Origin of the sequence: Companilactobacillus miaonis (assembly GCF_036913615.1) — a bacterium.
Lineage (GTDB): Bacteria > Bacillota > Bacilli > Lactobacillales > Lactobacillaceae > Companilactobacillus.
On record NZ_JAYKTX010000011.1, the window covers coordinates 13104 to 30074 of the forward strand.

16 protein-coding genes are annotated in these 16971 nt (G+C 36.6%); 12 read left to right on the top strand and 4 right to left on the bottom strand.

The window, feature by feature from the left end:
* Window positions 1-375: 375 nt before the first annotated feature.
* On the bottom strand, window positions 376-573 hold the full coding sequence (locus tag U8521_RS09895) for a hypothetical protein (RefSeq protein ID WP_334333146.1): 198 nt from the start codon (window positions 571-573) through the stop codon (window positions 376-378).
* A gap of 105 nt (window positions 574-678) precedes the next feature.
* Between U8521_RS09895 and U8521_RS09900 the strand changes: the two genes are divergently transcribed.
* From U8521_RS09900 to U8521_RS09940, 9 genes are all read left to right on the top strand, one after another.
* Complete coding sequence (locus U8521_RS09900) at window positions 679-1365, top strand: response regulator transcription factor (RefSeq protein WP_334333145.1); 687 nt, start codon at window positions 679-681, stop codon at window positions 1363-1365.
* A gap of 3 nt (window positions 1366-1368) precedes the next feature.
* The gene (locus tag U8521_RS09905; protein WP_334352610.1) at window positions 1369-2463 is read left to right on the top strand and encodes a sensor histidine kinase; all 1095 of its coding nucleotides are present in this window, start codon (window positions 1369-1371) and stop codon (window positions 2461-2463) included.
* Window positions 2464-2479: 16 nt separating this feature from the next.
* Window positions 2480-3712, top strand: coding sequence for a D-alanyl-D-alanine carboxypeptidase family protein (locus U8521_RS09910; RefSeq protein WP_334352611.1), 1233 nt, complete (start codon window positions 2480-2482; stop codon window positions 3710-3712).
* Between the two features lie 14 nt (window positions 3713-3726).
* Window positions 3727-5256 (top strand): UDP-N-acetylmuramoyl-L-alanyl-D-glutamate--2,6-diaminopimelate ligase, encoded by a 1530-nt coding sequence (locus U8521_RS09915; RefSeq protein ID WP_334352612.1) that lies wholly within the window; start codon window positions 3727-3729, stop codon window positions 5254-5256.
* 4 nt (window positions 5257-5260) lie between these two features.
* The gene (locus U8521_RS09920) at window positions 5261-6001 is read left to right on the top strand and encodes an aspartate/glutamate racemase family protein (RefSeq protein WP_334333142.1); all 741 of its coding nucleotides are present in this window, start codon (window positions 5261-5263) and stop codon (window positions 5999-6001) included.
* Between the two features lie 835 nt (window positions 6002-6836).
* Window positions 6837-7403: a hypothetical protein gene (locus U8521_RS09925; protein ID WP_334352613.1), complete on the top strand. Its 567-nt coding sequence runs from the start codon at window positions 6837-6839 to the stop codon at window positions 7401-7403.
* A gap of 328 nt (window positions 7404-7731) precedes the next feature.
* Window positions 7732-8400: a metal ABC transporter ATP-binding protein gene (locus U8521_RS09930; RefSeq protein WP_334352614.1), complete on the top strand. Its 669-nt coding sequence runs from the start codon at window positions 7732-7734 to the stop codon at window positions 8398-8400.
* On the top strand, window positions 8397-9200 hold the full coding sequence (locus U8521_RS09935) for a metal ABC transporter permease (RefSeq protein ID WP_334333232.1): 804 nt from the start codon (window positions 8397-8399) through the stop codon (window positions 9198-9200). Before U8521_RS09930 ends, U8521_RS09935 begins: the two co-directional genes overlap by 4 nt.
* 10 nt (window positions 9201-9210) lie before the next feature.
* Window positions 9211-9618 carry a GtrA family protein gene (locus U8521_RS09940; RefSeq protein WP_135374291.1) on the top strand — a complete coding sequence of 136 codons (408 nt, stop codon included), beginning with the start codon at window positions 9211-9213 and terminating at the stop codon, window positions 9616-9618.
* Between the two features lie 226 nt (window positions 9619-9844).
* Here the strand turns inward: U8521_RS09940 and U8521_RS09945 are convergent, their stop codons facing one another.
* Both U8521_RS09945 and scrK read right to left on the bottom strand, forming a co-directional pair.
* A complete protein-coding gene (locus tag U8521_RS09945) occupies window positions 9845-10648 on the bottom strand; it encodes an aldo/keto reductase (protein WP_334352615.1) in 804 nt (267 codons plus the stop codon).
* 718 nt (window positions 10649-11366) lie between these two features.
* A complete protein-coding gene (gene scrK, locus U8521_RS09950) occupies window positions 11367-12239 on the bottom strand; it encodes a fructokinase ScrK (RefSeq protein WP_135374287.1) in 873 nt (290 codons plus the stop codon).
* 174 nt (window positions 12240-12413) lie between these two features.
* On the opposite strand from scrK, the gene U8521_RS09955 reads away from it, so the two are divergent.
* The 3 genes from U8521_RS09955 (at window position 12414) to U8521_RS09965 (ending at window position 16175) form a co-directional block, all read left to right on the top strand.
* On the top strand, window positions 12414-13391 hold the full coding sequence (locus U8521_RS09955) for a LacI family DNA-binding transcriptional regulator (RefSeq protein WP_334352616.1): 978 nt from the start codon (window positions 12414-12416) through the stop codon (window positions 13389-13391).
* A gap of 119 nt (window positions 13392-13510) precedes the next feature.
* A complete protein-coding gene (locus U8521_RS09960) occupies window positions 13511-14743 on the top strand; it encodes an MFS transporter (protein ID WP_334352617.1) in 1233 nt (410 codons plus the stop codon).
* A gap of 10 nt (window positions 14744-14753) precedes the next feature.
* Entirely contained in the window at window positions 14754-16175 is a 1422-nt protein-coding gene (locus tag U8521_RS09965) for a glycoside hydrolase family 32 protein (protein ID WP_334352618.1), read from the top strand.
* A gap of 199 nt (window positions 16176-16374) precedes the next feature.
* Here the strand turns inward: U8521_RS09965 and U8521_RS09970 are convergent, their stop codons facing one another.
* Window positions 16375-16851, bottom strand: coding sequence for a nucleoside deaminase (locus U8521_RS09970; RefSeq protein WP_334352619.1), 477 nt, complete (start codon window positions 16849-16851; stop codon window positions 16375-16377).
* Window positions 16852-16971 lie beyond the last annotated feature (120 nt).

The window sequence follows — 16971 nt, forward strand, 5'->3', positions numbered from 1 at the left end:
TCATCTAAATTAAAACTACCAAAATTTCTTGTGATATTTAGTTAAAGGCCGATAAACGTATTCAGACCATAAATCAAATTTGCGTCATCATCGAATAGAACCGTATCCATTCAGAATTTACAAAGCAACCGCAAAGAACCGGACCTAGTCTGGAGTAACAGCTCGGGGAAATGCTCAGCCGTCAAATTCTAGTTAGCGATTTATCGCTTACTAGAAGGCCGAGCTTGGAGACTTTTTCCGGGCTTGAAAAAGGCTTCAAGTCGTGCCGACAGCGTTCCAGCGTTTCCCCGAGCTGTTGCGGAAGACGGCAATCAACCACCCACCAAACTATAGTAGGAAGCACAAGACAGCCAAACACCAACTAACTAATTAAAATTATTTAACCCGGAAAAACTGCACCAAACCGTACAAACCATACCCTCCAGCAGCAGCCTGCAAAAGAGTCATCATCCAACCAACTTTTTTAATATCAATATTAGAATCAAAATGCAACTCGTATTGAACAAACAAAATAATCGCCACCGAAAAAATCATTATCAATACAAACTTCATGCGCCTCTTTAAATAGTCCATAAAAACTCACTTTCGTAGTCTAATTAGTAATCTAGTTCTATCTTATTGTATAATACTAACTAGTTGTATACTTGTAAATATATGTACGCTTGAGAGGTCTATTAAATGAAAATCTTAGTGGTCGATGATGATAAAGAGATTGTAGAACTACTTAGTATTTATATTAAGAATGAGGGTTATGAACCGGTTACAGCTAATTCCGGCCAGGAAGCTTTGGACCAATTGGCTGCCCACAGTGACATTGCCTTGATGGTTTTGGACATTATGATGCCTGGAATCGATGGGATCGAAGTGGTCAAACGAGTTCGTAAGAATTCCCAAATTCCGATAATTATTGTGTCTGCCAAGACGACTGATATGGATAAGATTCAGGGACTAATTACCGGAGCGGATGATTACGTAACTAAACCATTCAATCCATTGGAAATTATGGCTCGAATTCGTTCACTATTGCGTCGCAGTACGCAACAAACAGCTAAAAATGTGCCCGACAAATTGGAAGTTGGACCAATTACTATCTATAAAGATTCACATGAAGTAGTGACCGAATCCGGACAAAAAGTGCAGTTGACGGCACTTGAATTTGGAGTGCTTTATTTACTAGCTAGTCACCCTAACCGGGTATTTTCCGCCGATGAGATCTTTGAACGCGTTTGGAAACAAGAGAGCGTCGTGTCAGCAAAAACAGTTATGGTCCACGTCAGCCATCTGCGTGACAAATTAGAAGAAGCCACGAACGGCGAAAAAGTTATCGAAACCGTTTGGGGCGTCGGTTATAAAGTGGAGGTTTGATTTTTGAATAAGAGAATCAAACTGAATGCAAAAGAAAGAGGTGTCCTCCTTTTAGAAGGAATAGGCACCTTTCTTTTATTTCAGATAATCAATATTTTTTTAATAGGATTTATCGGCAAAAGCAGTTTTACGACAAACTTGCAAGCAAACTGGCAACTTTTGACACATAGCCCTGAAAAGTTGATTGTAGTTATCGTATTTGAACTCATCTTGACAGGATTGTTTGTGATGACTTTGTATCATCGACTCGAATTACGTCAAATCAAAGAAATTCTCCAAGAAAGTGCCGATGCTAATTTGGTCAAACCAGTTGAAACTAAAGTTAATCCAAATTTGCAAGGTATTATTGAAAGTTTCAATCTTTTAATTGAGAATATGAATCGTCGGGCTAAAGAACAAGAACAATCGGAAAAGAGTAAAGATGAGTTGATCAGCAATGTCAGTCATGATCTTAGAACACCATTGACGTCGGTGATTGGTTACTTAGGTTTGATTGAAAGTAAGAGTTACACTGATTTGAATCAAATTTTGAAATATACTAGCATTGCTTATAAAAAGTCGTTGGAAATGCAAGATTTGGTCAATTCACTCTTTGAATTCGCTAATGTTCAACATGCCACTAGTCGGATGAATATGACAAAGTTTGATATGGCTCAGATGCTTGATCAATTGTCGGCTGATTTTGAGTTGGAAGCTAATAAACGAGGGATGGAGATTATTGTTAATTCCACTCCAGACAAGATCATGATGAAGGGCGATACTGAAAAACTCGGCCGGGTTTTCAATAACTTGATCATGAATGCCTTGAAATATGGTAAAGGTGCGACCCATATCTGGTTGACAGCTGAGCAAAAAGAAAAAGAAGTTGTCGTAACAGTCGCTAATAATGGTCAACCGATACCAGAAGATTCACTCAAACACGTCTTTGACCGTTTTTACCGAGTTGAGGACTCACGTTCCAAACAGACCGGTGGAACAGGTTTAGGACTTGCCATTGCGCAAAGCATGGTGAAATTACACGGTGGCACGATTGCCGTTACTTCGGATAAGGATAAGACTTCATTTATTAGTCATTTTCCTATCCTTAACCAAGAATGATTTGTGAGGTTTTGAAATGAGATTCTGTAAGAAAATTGTATTGATAATGTCGGTGATAATCTTGACATTACCAATATTTACGACAACTGTGCAAGCTGATACGACAGTAAATATTGAAGCCAAAGCTGGATTAGCGTTCGATGAAAAGACTGGTCAAGTTATTTATTCAAAAAATGCTGATCAAAAAGTTGCCATCGGTTCAATCACGAAAATAATCACGCTTTATTTAGTTACGAAAGCCTTGAAGGAGAACCGATTTACAGATCAAGATACGGTTAAACCCACTCAAGAACAAGCTGACATGACTAAAGATAACGAATTGACCAATGTCAGATTAGACGTGGACAAATCGTATACGGTTAAAGATTTATACAATGCTGCTTGGATCGTTTCGTCAAATTCGGCAGCGATGATGTTGGCTGATAAAGTAGCCGGAAGTCAAAAAGAATTTGTGAAAATGATGCGGCAAACGCTGAAAGATTGGGGCATTAAAGATGCAGAAATTTACAATGCTTCTGGTTTAAATAATTCAGATTTAAAAGAAGATATGTACTTAGGTAGCGCTGATGGTGAGAATAAATTATCTCCCAATGATATCGGTGTGATCGTCAAACATGTTTTAGATAAGTATCCTGAAATTCTACAAACCACTTCACAATCTAAGTTGAGTTTTCCGGTTGATAATGAAACAAAAACCTATGATTCTTTGAATCTATTGTTAAAAGGTGGTCGAGACTATCAAGAAGGTTATGAATTTGATGGTTTAAAGACTGGTACAACGCAGCAAGCGGGGGAATCTTTTGTCGGAACACTCCCACTTGAAAATACCAGAATCGTCACGATTATCATGGATGCGCAAGGCGAGAAGAGTGATGTGGATAAACGATTCCGCAGTACTCAAACTTTGATCCATTACGTGAAGGATAATTTTGAACACAAGGAAGTTTTGCAAAAGGACCAAAAGGTAACTGTTAATAAAAAAGAATATAAAGTTAATCAATCTGTTTATCTTTGGGTACCAAAAAATTCTAATGTTGAAAATTTAAGTTATAATGAAAGTAGTAACGACTTAGGTTTTACTGCGACCCACAAAAAGCAAACGGTAAAATTAATTGCTGCTAATACTGCTAGTGGTTATCTTCCGTTCAAAAAGGCAGATGTTAAAAAAGTACACAAGAAGACTAGCCAGAAGTCTTGGTGGGATTCAATCGTTGAATTTTTTGACAATCTATTCAATCGTCTATTTTAGGAGCAGGTGAAAAAATGAGTTTGAAAATAAGTAAAGCTATTGAGATTTTGAAAAAAGACGACTTATTGGTAAGTGATTCAGTAAGCGATGAAAATCTCGAAGTCACAAACATTAGTTATAACTCAAAAGAAGACCAATCCAATGGAATCTTCTTCTGCAAGGGAAACCAATTTAAAGCAGAATATTTAGATCAAGCTATAAAAAACGGTGCCAAGATCTATGTTTCTGAAAAAGAATATAGCAAAGACATCGACCGTTTGATCGTTAAGGATGCTTCCAAAGCCTTGTCACTTTTGAGTGCTGAGTTCTTTGGTAATCCTCAAGATGATTTATTTATCGTGGCCTTTACCGGAACTAAAGGTAAAACAACCACATCTTATTTCACATATGATATTTTAAACAGTGCTTATCCAGGCAAGGTGGCGCTATTCTCAACTGTTGATCGGATCGTTGGACCAAAGCCAGAAGACAAGTTCAAGTCTGATTTGACGACTCCAGAATCATTGGAATTGTTCCGTGATATGAGAAGAGCTGTCGACAATGGAATGAAGTACTTAGTCATGGAAGTTTCTTCACAAGCTTATAAGAAGAATCGCGTTTACGGATTGAAGTTTGATATTGGTGGATTCTTGAATATCACTCCAGATCACATCGGACCAAATGAACATCCAACTTACGCCGATTACTTGAATTGCAAGAAGCAATTGATGATTAATTCTAAGGTCAACATCATCAACCGTCAAACAAACGATTACGATACAGTTTATGCCGCTGCCAAACAAACTAGTCCTGACAAAGAAATTTATCGCTTTGCCAAGAACGAAGTTGGTGACACCGACTTCAGTATCCGTAACAAGGAATCGAATTTAAATGATTCTGTCTTCACTTACACTGCTGAAAGTGATAAGGCTGAAGACCTACAAGATCACGGCGAATATACTTATGAATTGAGTTTAGTCGGTGATTTTAATGAATTAAATGCCGGTGCTGCCATTACTGCCGCCAAAATTATGAAGATCGATAACTCGGTGATTGCTGATAGCCTAAAAAAAGCATTCGTCCCGGGGAGAATGGAGCACATTAACACCAAGAACCACGGGACAATCTTTGTAGATTACGCCCACAACTACGCCAGTATGAACGCCTTGTTGAGTTTTTTGAAACGCGAATATCCAAATTCTAAAATCAAGGTAGTCGTTGGAAGCCCAGGAGACAAAGGTGTCGATAGACGCGAAGGGTTTGCTAAAGTTTTAACAGAGCTAGCTGATTCAGCTATTTTAACAACCGATGATCCAGGATTTGAAGATCCGGCCAAAATTTGTCAACAGATCGATGAAGGTATCGATCACACAAAGGTTAATGTCAAAACGATTTTGGATCGTCAAGAAGCAATCAAAGAAATGATTTCTTCCAGCAACAATGATGATATTATCGTCCTAGCTGCCAAAGGCAACGACCCTTATCAAAAGACTAAGGGCGTCGATGTACCATATCCTAGTGACCCAGTAGTCGCTAAGAAAATTTTGAAGGATATTGAAGGTTAGAAGTATGAGGAAATTCTTTACAGTAATTGGTGGTATGGGAAGTTTAGCCACAGAAAGCTACGTGCACTTGTTAAATGAACGAACACCAACTAAAAATGACCAAGACTATTTAGACTACATCTTAGTCAATCATTCCAGTGTTCCTGATCGGACAGCGCACATTTTGGATCACAGCAAGCCTAGTTTTTTACCCCCACTAACAGAGGATATCAAACAACAGAGCGCACTTAATCCAGAGTTCATGGTAATTATTTGCAATACCGCACATTATTACTATAAAGAACTACAAGCCGCAACTGATATTCCAATCATCCACATGCCACACATGGCAATCAGCGTGATGAAAAAGCAATATCCAAATGCCAAACGAATTGGTTTGATTGCTACTAAAGGAACCATTGCCGATCATATTTATGAAGACGAAATTAAAAATGCTGGTTTTGAATTGAGTTTAGGTGACCAAGAAATCCAAGATGAAGTCGAAAGTTTGATTTACGATGACATCAAAATCAAAGGTCAAGTTAACGCCAAAAAGTATCACAAAATTTTACAAACGATGCATGATAAGTTTGACTGCGACGTGATTGTTTTGGGATGTACTGAGTTGTCACTAGCTCAAGAAAAAGCTCCAGATCATCCATTCAAAACTATCGATGGTCAAAGCATTATCGTCGATAAATCAATCGAATTAGGCGAAAAGATCCGTAACGGTGAAACGATTGATTACAATAAAATTTATGGTTAATTGAATAAATAGTATCTATTATTTTGATAGATGCTATTTTTTTGTATGGTTTTGTTCTTTTGTTTGGGTAGTAGATAGATGCCGTCTTCCGCAACAGCTCTGGGAAACGCTGGAACGCTCTGGGCACAACTTGGAGCCAATTCCAAAAGCGGGAATTGTCTTCAAGATTGGCCTTTTTGTAAATGCTAAAGCATTAACAAAAATTTCAGGGCTGAGCATTTCCCAGAGCCGTTGCTCCAGACTAGAATGAGGATCTATGCGTTATTTCAATGAATTCTGAATGGGAATAAGTTCTATTCGGGATAAGTTGAGAACTGGTTTATGGTTTGGATACGTTATTGTGTTTCAATAGTTCAATTGAATTAATTTAATAGAAAAATAATTGAGAATCTTACTAAAACTGCAGTGAAGTGCTGTAATAAGTAAGATCCTCCTTCTTTTGTTACTATTATCTCTATTTTAATTAAGGAGGAACAATTCCAGTTATTAAAATATCAAAACATTAATTTGAATAGAATTACTATTTCTAAATAAATGGAAAGTAAATAAAAAATAAATGTGAAATTCAGTCCGGAATAGCAAAGCTGATTTGGCTCAGCCGTCAAATTTCACTTAGCGCTTTAGCGCTTAGTGAAAGGCCTAGTTTTGAGACTTTGCGTACTTTGCAAAGGCTCAAAATAGTGCCGACAGCGTTCCAGCACAAATCAGCTTTGCTATGGAGGACGGCATATTTCACCCCTCCAAAAAAGTTAAACTATTCTTTCGTTTTGTCAGTAAATCTATTAAAGTTTACTGAATTTCGATATAATGTTCTGGTACAAGGAGGAAATGTACTATGTTTAAGAGATTATCGCTTTACACGATGCTTTTAATGGGGATCCTTTTGGCTGGATGTAGCAGTCAATCGGCAAGCACAGAATCAAGTACTAATACTAGATCTGAATCCAAAACTAGCGAAAATAAAAAAGAAACTCCCGAAAAATCTGATACGACTGATAAATCAGATGCTTCCACAGATGAAGACGATACAGACAAGTCACAAACAAATGATTCAAAGAATTCTGGTGCAGATTTACGATCAGATACAGATTCAAACACAGATTCACAACAATCAGAAAATACAAATCAAGCAACACAAAATGATCAATCAACTACTTCAAATAGTAGTGATGACAGTCAAACACAAACAACTAACATTACTACAAGTGACCAAGCCGTTTCATTTTTAGCTGACAAATTGAGTACTACTTATGATAAGACACAGACTCAATATGTAGCTAACGGAAAAGTAACTTGGAACAATGTCAATGGTTATCAAATCAATGTTTATAGTAAAGACTCTACTTCACCAGTAGGCAGTTATTTAGTACCAGCAAATGGTCAATATTTCCAAATTTGGTAATAGTTGATAACTTGCCTTTAGTATAAGAATTGGTTATATTCTTAGAGGGTGTTTACTAGATAATCAAATAACAGCATCTATATAAAGGAGGGAAGACACTTATTGGTGTAATATCTTCTGAGGGATGCTGTTATTTTTGTGGACGCAAGTTAGTTTTGAGCCGAGTTTGGTTATAGAAAATACAGGAAAGCTTTGTTAATGGCATCTTACACTCATAAAGTTATCTTTAAGAAAAATAATTTAAAATGAGATGTTAATTCAACGAAAATTGGCGATTAGTGTGATAATTATTAAAGTTGGATTTAGAAATTGAAGGGAAAGTGAAAAAGTGATTCAAGCAAAGAATTTAACGAAGCGCTTTGGAAATCAATTGGTCTTTCAAAATGTGAATTTCACTATCAATGATGGGGATTTTCTAAGTTTGATTGGTCCAAATGGTTCTGGTAAAACGACGCTTGTCAAAATTATTATGGGTTTGGAGAAAAAATCCGGTGGTGAATTACTTGTTGATCACAAACAAGTGATTGGTTACGTTCCCCAATTTAGAAATATTGATATCGATTATCCTTTGAATATCGAACAATTTGTCCGCTTGAATTTGAAATTCACACTTAGTCGAAAGAAACGTCGCCAGGATAATGAATTGATCAAAACAATTTTAGAAAAAACTGGTTTATCAAAATTAAAGGACCGACCCCTTGGGTTAGCTTCTGGCGGTGAAAAGCAAAAAGCCTATTTGGCTCAAGCTTTATTGAATGAACCAAAAGTTTTGATTTTGGATGAATCAACTGCCAGTCTTGATGTAGAAGTAAAAATGCAGTTGATGGATCTTGTCAAAGAATTGAATGAAAAAGAGAATTTGACGGTCATCTTCATCACGCACGTTTATGATTTAACTAAGAAATACACTCATCGAGCACTCTTCTTTAAAGACCAAACGCTCAAGGAAGTTGATGTGGCTGATGTTTCTGAAGATATGTTTGATATGGGAGGATAAAAATGTTTGCATACGAATTTATGAGAGAGGCTTTTATTGCTAGTACTTTTATTGCAATAACAGCTGGATTAGTAGGCGTTTTTGTCGTTTCTAGGAATATGTCTTTTCTATCTCACACGTTATCGGAAATTGGCTTCGCCGGCGCTTCATTTGGCATCTTAATCGGGATTTCGCCTTTGGCCGGAATGATTTTATTCACTTTGATCAGTTCGATTGCAGTCGGCAGCCTCAGTACGGAGTCGTCCAGAAGAGAGGCGTCGATCAGTGCAATTTCGTCGCTGTTCATTGGTTTGGGAATCCTGTTTTTGTCGTTGTCGTCTGAATCGAGTAGTTATGCGACAAATATCCTTTTCGGAAGTATCGTCGGAATCAGTTCCAAAGAAGTTAATCAGTTGATGATTTTGGCGCTGTTTGTAATTTTTGTCTTCATCATTTTCTACAAGCCACTGTCATTTGACTCATTTGACCACATTGGCGCCCGTGCAGCCGGTTTGAAAACGCGATTACTATCGATTGCCTTTTTAGTAACTTTGGCACTCAGCGTCAGTATCGGTGCACAAATCGTTGGTTCATTGTTAGTTTTTGTTTTACTGACTTTACCAGGAGCAACAGCCAAGTACATAGTCCACTCGGTGCCAAAATTGATTATGGTTTCAGTCGGATTGTCGCTTGCTGGAGTTTGGCTAGGGTTATATCTAGCGTTTGTCACCAACTGGCCAGTTACTTTCTTTATTTCAGCCTTTGAAGTAATTGCTTATTTTCTTGGATTAAGCTATAAAAATTGGAAATTAAACCATTAAGGACGTTAATATGATAAAAGAATTGTGGAGCAAGTATAAAGATGCGATTCCGTATTTATTTTTCGGAGTCTTAACAACAGTAGTAAATTACGTTGGATTCGCAGTTTTGTGGCGAGTGTTAGGGATGAATTCCCAAATTGCCAATGCAATTGCTTATTTAATTTCGGTCTTATTCGCATATGTAACTAATAAATTATGGGTCTTCAATTCCCACACCAAAACCTGGAAAGCCTTTTTCCAAGAAATGGGATCATTCTTCTTATTCAGAGGAGGATCATGGATATTTGACCAAGGAACAATGTTTATTGGAATGGAACTGATGCATGGCAATGGCTTTGTCGTTAAGCTGATAGCTAATGTCGTGGTAGTCGTTTTGAATTACGTGTTTAGTAAGTTTATTATATTTAGAAAAAGATAGAGCGTGATTTTTAGAGCGTGGAAGCCAACGGTTAGGAGTCAGCAGATAGCCTAGCTTCACGAATTGCCCGCCGGTTTTGCGGGCGATTTGGGAAGCGTAGCTATATGTTGACTCCTGTTGGCTGGAACGCGTTTTAGCTATATTGCCAAGAACCATGGTTATCAAAATAAGAAAAAATGCCCTTCAACCATAAAATCTGGTCGAAGGGCATTTTTTTAGCAATTAATTAGTAATTAAGATGTTTATCTTGATCTAAAGCACCAATAGCTTTAATTTCATCATCAGTCAAATTGAAATCAAAAATATCGAAGTTTTCTTTCACACGACTAACTTTAGATGACTTAGGGAAAATAACAAAGCCAGTGTCGATGTGCCAACGTAGTACAACTTGAGCAGCAGTCTTGTTGTGCTTTTTAGCAATTTCATTGATAGTCTTATCTTGAAGAATCAAATGACCATGTCCAATTGGTGAGTAACCTTCGTTAACAATGTCATTATCTGTATCGAATTTTGCCAGTTCCACTTGAGTCTTGTATGGGTGACGCTCGATTTGATTGACCATCGGTCTAACTTTTGCCATGTCAAAGACTTCTTGAAGTTGTTTTTCTGAAAAGTTAGAAACACCGATTGCCTTTACCTTACCTTGATCATAAAGTGTTTCCAAAGCTTTCCAAGTGTCCAGTGTCAATTGGAAGTTTTCTTCGTTTGGCCAGTGGATCAAATAAAGGTCCAGGTAGTCCATTTGTAAATCACTCAATGTTTGGTCGAAAGCCTTGAGAGTTGAGTCGTAGCCTTGATCAGCGTTCCAAACTTTGGAAGTGATGAAAAGATCTTCACGTTTAATGCCAGGATCTTTGAAAGCTTTTCCGATTGCCTTTTCATTACCATAAATGTGGGCACAGTCGAAGTGACGGTAACCAGCATCGATGGCACCTTGAATTGCGGCAGGGACATCGGCGTTATCAATTTGATAAGTTCCAAATCCTAACATTGGGATTTCTACACCATTACTTAATTTTTTGAATTCCATTATTTACCTCCATATTGAGAATCATAATATTATTATATCAATTTATTAGTGATGACGATGTTTATTTGCTTTTGAGGTTGGTGAAGTATGTCGTCCTCTGCAACAGCTCTGGGCACGACTTGAAGCTTACGCAAAGTGCGCGCAATCTCCAAGCTCGGCCTTCTTGTAAATGCTAAAGCATTAACAAGAATTTCAGGGCTGAGCATTTCCCAGAGCTGTTGCTCCGGACTGAATAACGGTTCTATTTTTTATTTGCGTTCCATTCTTTTGGGAATAGTAGTTCTATTCTGATGTGGAATTTGGAAAACTAATTCGTTGTTGTGCTTTTTCTATTCAAATATAGGAATAGTAATAGGAGAAAGAAGGAAAGCCCCGATTATTTTTTGTTGGGAACGCATGTCAAACTATAGAAATTCTGGATTTTAAAGAAGTTAATGATTTAATTTGAATAGGACACTATACCATAACTAGAAATTACAGAAATACTGCAAAGAATAGGATCTAGTCTGGAGCACAAGCCCTGTGATGGCTCAGCCGCCAAATTCATGTTAGTGCTTTAGCACTTACATGAAGGCCAATCTTTGAGATTTTTCCGAGCTTGAAAAAGCTCAAAGTTGTGCCGGCAGCGTTCCAGTCCATCACAGGGCTTGTGCGGAAGACGGCAAGGTTAAAAAAGCATCGCATCCTCACATAATATGAGAACGCGATGCTGATTTTTTTATTTTTGTAATTCACGAATTGCCAAGGCAAAGTCACCTAAAGTAGCTGAGCCGTTGTTCTTGATGGTTGGCATTGTGATGTATTTTTCTAGATCTGGAACTTCAACGTAGTCATTCAATAGTTCTTTGAATTGAGCACGAACCTTAACTAAGAAGGCTTCACTGACGACACCGCCACCGAAGACGATCTTGTCTGGTCTTAGAATAAGTGTTGATTGTAAAGCTGCTTGGGCAACATAGTAAGCCATGATGTCCCAAACGTGATTTGTCAAAGGAACATCTTGTCCTTTGATACCTAGACGTGCTTCAAAAGTTGGTCCAGCAACTAATCCTTCAAGACAGTCGCCGTGGAATGGACAAACACCTTTGAAATCAAGATCGTCAGGATGACGTTTAACAAAAGTGTGACCCATTTCTGGATGACCCATACCACCGACAAAAGTACCTTTATCAATGGCACCAGCACCGACACCAGTACCAACAGTGTAGTAAACTAGTGAGTCGATTTTTTCATTGGATAGAGTTGACATAACATATTCACCATAAGCTGAACCATTAACGTCAGTTGTCCAGAACATTGGGATGTCAAAAGCTTCTTTCATCTTACCAACGAAGTCAGTATCTCTCCAACCTGGCTTAGGAGTTGATGTAATGTAGCCATATTTTGGTGAGTTAACACGTTGTTCGATAGGACCAAATGATGCAATTCCTAGAGCTTCAATGTCGAATTTCTTAAAATAATCAATAGCCTTTTGTAATGTTTCTTCCGGTGTAGTTGTTGGGAAATGGACACTGTCCTTAATACGATAATCCTCATCACCTACGGCGCAAACAAATTTAGTTCCGCCTGCTTCAATACTTCCTACTAGCAAAGTTATCTCTCCTCATTTTCAGTAATCGTTTTCAATATAAATAAGATACTATTATTTGTTTTCAACGTCAAATTGGAATTATGAAAATATAAAAATCAATTGATGAATTACTGAAAATATAGCGTTAAAATTAACATGCTATAATATGCATATTATAGAGATTGTGGTGAAATAATGAGAGCAAAAATTGATGATGTCGCTAAATTAGCGGGTGTTTCAAAAACAACTGTTTCTAGAGTAATGAATAAGCGTGGTTATTTGAGTGATAAGACCATAAAAAAAGTTCATGATGCGATGGAAGAATTAAATTATCGACCAAATGTGGTCGCAAGACAATTGTTTAAGCAAGAGACAAAATTAGTGGGATTGATTTTTCCTACGGTGGATAATCCTTTCTTTGGACAATTAATTGCATCAATGGAAAAAATTCTTTTTAAGAATGGTTTTAAGACCTTGATCGGTAATTCGATGAACGATTCCGAAAAAGAGAAGAAATACTTGCGTGATTTGATGGCACATCAAGTTGATGGGCTTATTGTTGGTGCACATAATCAAGGAATTAGTGAATATGACAATGCAAATTTGCCAATTGTTTCAATCGATAGGATTGTAAATGATGATATACCAGTTATTTCATCTGACAATTATCAAGGTGGTATTTTAGCTACCAAGTTATTAATTGATAATAATTGCAAGGTAATAATTCACACAAACGGTCCACAAGAATTAAAGACACCGGCTCAAAACAGGCGTTTAGCTTATGAAAAAACTATGCGGGAGAATGGATTAAAACCAATAGTTTATACTTTGGATTTCAATATTGGATATGATCAAAAAGATAGATTCTTTAGAAATATTTTTAAAGAACATCCCAATGTAGACGGAATGTTTCTCTCTAACGATATGGATGCGGCCCAAGTAAGAGATATTGCTAGTGAATTAGGCTATCAAATACCCAACGATTTAAAGATAGTTGGGTATGATGGAGCAGATACGACTAGAATTCTATTGCCTGATTTGACTACAATTGTTCAACCAATTGATAAAATGGCTGAGGAAGCAGTTAAGATGCTTATCGAAAGAATGATAGATAATGGAGCAGGCAGGGATAAGGTTATACCAGTTAAATTGCATCGTGGGAAGACAGTATAAAAAAATATGACAACCGGTTGACATATTCTGTGAAAGCACTTACAATGATTTTTGTTAAGTGCTTATTTTTTTATAATTAAATGTCAACCGGTTGACACACGATGAGGAGTAATTACATAATGCGTAAGAGTGCATATTTTAAATTGAGTGCTTTTTTCTTCTTTTTCTTTGTAAGTTGGTCTGCTTGCTATTCTTTATTTGCTATCTGGTTAGGACAAGAAATCCATTTAGACGGTGAAGCGACAGGAATAATTTTTGGTGTGAATGCTGCCTTTACACTGATAATGCAACCATTGTATGGCTTTATTTCAGATAAGCTCGGTGTTAGAAAAGATCTACTTGTTTATTTAAGTGGTATTTTGATTTTTACTGGACCATTCTTTATCTACGTTTATGGCCCATTGCTTAAATATAATGTTGTTTTAGGAGCAATAGTCGGAGGACTATTTTTGGGTATTGGATATTTAGCATCGTGTGGTGCTGTTGAGTCATATATCGAAAAAATCAGTCTTAAATATAACTTCGAATATGGTCGTTCACGTATGTGGGGATCATTAGGTTGGGCAGTAACGACATTTTTTGCGGGACAACTTTTCAATATTAATCCTAGTTATAACTTTTGGATAGCTTCAGTAGCCGCAATTATTATGTTCCTGATTATTTTGACAACTAAAGTTGAAGTTACTGATGATGAAGCTAAAAAAGCTGAATCAGTGTCAATTAAGGATGTCTTTAACTTATTCAAATTAAAAGATTTTTGGTTCTTTATTGTATTTGTTTTAGGTGTTACTTGTGTATACGGAGTCTATGATCAACAATTTCCAAGATACTTTGCGGAACAGTTTGCAACGGTTAAATTGGGTAATCAGATGTTCGGTTATTTGAACTCATTTCAAGTTTTTCTGGAAGCTGGAATGATGTTCTTGGCTCCTAAAATTGTTAATAAATTAGGAGCACGCAATTCTTTATTAGTCGCCGGTTTCTTAATGGCATTTCGTATTACAGGGTCTGGATTAGTTAATGGACCAATTTTGATTTCACTTATGAAACTCATTCACTCATTTGAATTACCAATCCTATTAGTAGCGGTATTCAAATATTTAGACGCCAATTTTGAGGCTAGATTATCGTCAATCCTTTATCTAGTTGGATATCAATTTTCCGGTCAAATAGGAACGATTCTCTTATCTTCAGTAGTTGGTAAAATGTACGATACTTTGGGATTTAAAACGACTTATTTATATTTAGGTATCTTTGTCTGTGTATTTGCTGTTGTTGCAGTATTTACGTTGAAGAAAGGGAATGAATCTTTAGCTAATACAAGTTCTACAAATGCGCACGTTCAAAATTAAGGAGATAATCATGAAAGAATATGTAAAGGATAAAATACAATTAAGTAATATGAGATATAGATTGGGATATCATATTATGGCACCTTCTGGATGGATCAATGATCCCAATGGGTTTTGTTATTTTCAGGGATATTATCATATTTTTTACCAACACTATCCAAATGATGCACAATGGGGCCCAATGCATTGGGGACATGCTAGAAGTAAGGACTTAGTTCATTGGGAAACACTGCCAATCGCTTTGACTCCAGGAGATAAGGAAGATGAAGATGGCTGTTTCTCAGGAAGCGCCGTAGTCTATAACGATAAAATGTATCTCATTTACACAGGACATCATTATATTGGTGATGGGAATCCTGATCATTTTTGGCAAAATCAAAATTTGGCCATTAGTGAAGACGGAATTAATTTTAAAAAGTATGAGAATAATCCGATAATCGCTCAAGCGCCAGAAGATAATACCCAACATTTTAGAGATCCTAAAGTTTGGTATAACAATGGAATTTGGTATTTAATTTTAGGGAGTCAAGGTAAAGATGAATTAGGTAGAGTATTGTTATATAAATCACCAAACTTGATTAACTGGAATTTGGTAGGACCTGTTACTAAATCTTCTGAAATTAGTAAGGAAGGTTATATGTGGGAATGTCCCGACTTTTTCCATCTAGGAGATTTTGACTTTCTACTAATGTCGCCCCAGGGGATTCTTGAAGATAATGGTAAATTCAAGAATGAAAATGAAACTGGTTATATGGTTGGCAAGTATAACTATGAAAAAAATGAATACCAACGTGGTGGTTTTTCTGAAATAGATAACGGACACGATTTTTATGCTAGTCAAACAACGTTGACACCTGACGGAAGAAGAATCGTCATCGGTTGGATGGATATGTGGGGCAGTGAGATGCCAGAAAGTAACGATGGCTGGGCCGGTGCATTAACTATTCCTCGAGAATTAATTTATGAAAATAATATTTTACAAATGAGACCTATCAAAGAACTGGAAAGACTACGTGAACGAAAATTACTAGATAGTGATATTTCGTTTATTGGTGAAAAAACAATTGTTAATAATGATCGACAATATGAGGCATTATTATCATTTGATTCTAGTGATTTAAATGGGACTGGAATTGAATTAAAAGACTCCGACGATAATTTGATTTTAGACTTGAAATATTTTGATGGAAAAATGATTTTAAATAGAGGTGGCAAAGATAGTGAAAGAGAAGCCACAGTCAATTTAAGTGATCATTTGGAGCTTCATTTATTTGTCGATACAAGTTCGGTTGAAATTTTTGTTAACAATGGAGAAAGAACATTCACTGAAAGGTTTTACGCTGATAAGGCACAATTAAATGTAGTTTCCAAGAATAGTACTGATGTGTCTGTTGTAGTGTATAAACTAGATAAAGAAGCTGTAAAATTTTAATTTAAACAACCTAAGATTAGTTCTAAGTAAAGATTAATTTCTTTACTTAGAACTTTTTTGTACACTGAAGACAAAGAGCGGAACATAACATAGCAATTTCTTCTTAAAACAAATAGCACCGGGTAATTGCTCTTTGATTACCCGGTGCTATTTGCCTTAATGCTCGAATGACCCTGTTATGTCCCGCTCTGTTTCATGTTTAATAAATAGTATGTGAAGTATCGTTTTTAAAGTCATCAAATGCTTTGATAGTCATATCACGGTCATGTTGTTCTAAGTCGAGAACCTTTTTATCTTTTAAACCGTCATTTAAAAATTTATAAATGAAATCATCTCTGAAACCAATGTCTTTTGCATCGGTAGCGGTGTTGCCGTAGTAACAAGTCTTGATATTAGACCAGATGATAGCTCCCAAACACATTGGACAAGGATAAGCATTGGTGTAAAGTTCACAACCAGATAAGTCGTGGGTGCCTAATTTTTGGCAAGCTTTGCGAATGGTAGTAATTTCGCCATGCGCTGAAGGGTCACGATTGATTAAAACGTGATTACGTCCTTTAGCAATAATTTGACCATCCTTAACGATGACTGTTCCAAAGGGGCCACCGACTTGTGTACCTACATTTTTTTCTGCTTCTTTTGCAGCTAGTTCCATGAATTTCTTTTCGTATGCCATAAAATTTCAGTCCTAACAAATTTGAATATAGTTTCAGTATAATTCAATTTTTTTGTTAATAAAAATTATGGAATACTTCTATACAAGACTATTTGTATCAAAAAAGGAAAGCCGCAGCTT

Coding starts and splice junctions, on each gene's coding strand:
- U8521_RS09895 (WP_334333146.1), bottom strand. CDS start 573: ATGGACTATTTAAAGAGGCGCATGAAGTTTGTATTGATAATGATTTTT.
- U8521_RS09900 (WP_334333145.1), top strand. CDS start 679: ATGAAAATCTTAGTGGTCGATGATGATAAAGAGATTGTAGAACTACTT.
- U8521_RS09910 (WP_334352611.1), top strand. CDS start 2,480: ATGAGATTCTGTAAGAAAATTGTATTGATAATGTCGGTGATAATCTTG.
- U8521_RS09915 (WP_334352612.1), top strand. CDS start 3,727: ATGAGTTTGAAAATAAGTAAAGCTATTGAGATTTTGAAAAAAGACGAC.
- U8521_RS09920 (WP_334333142.1), top strand. CDS start 5,261: ATGAGGAAATTCTTTACAGTAATTGGTGGTATGGGAAGTTTAGCCACA.
- U8521_RS09925 (WP_334352613.1), top strand. CDS start 6,837: ATGTTTAAGAGATTATCGCTTTACACGATGCTTTTAATGGGGATCCTT.
- U8521_RS09940 (WP_135374291.1), top strand. CDS start 9,211: ATGATAAAAGAATTGTGGAGCAAGTATAAAGATGCGATTCCGTATTTA.
- U8521_RS09945 (WP_334352615.1), bottom strand. CDS start 10,648: ATGGAATTCAAAAAATTAAGTAATGGTGTAGAAATCCCAATGTTAGGA.
- U8521_RS09955 (WP_334352616.1), top strand. CDS start 12,414: ATGAGAGCAAAAATTGATGATGTCGCTAAATTAGCGGGTGTTTCAAAA.
- U8521_RS09960 (WP_334352617.1), top strand. CDS start 13,511: ATGCGTAAGAGTGCATATTTTAAATTGAGTGCTTTTTTCTTCTTTTTC.
- U8521_RS09965 (WP_334352618.1), top strand. CDS start 14,754: ATGAAAGAATATGTAAAGGATAAAATACAATTAAGTAATATGAGATAT.
- U8521_RS09970 (WP_334352619.1), bottom strand. CDS start 16,851: ATGGCATACGAAAAGAAATTCATGGAACTAGCTGCAAAAGAAGCAGAA.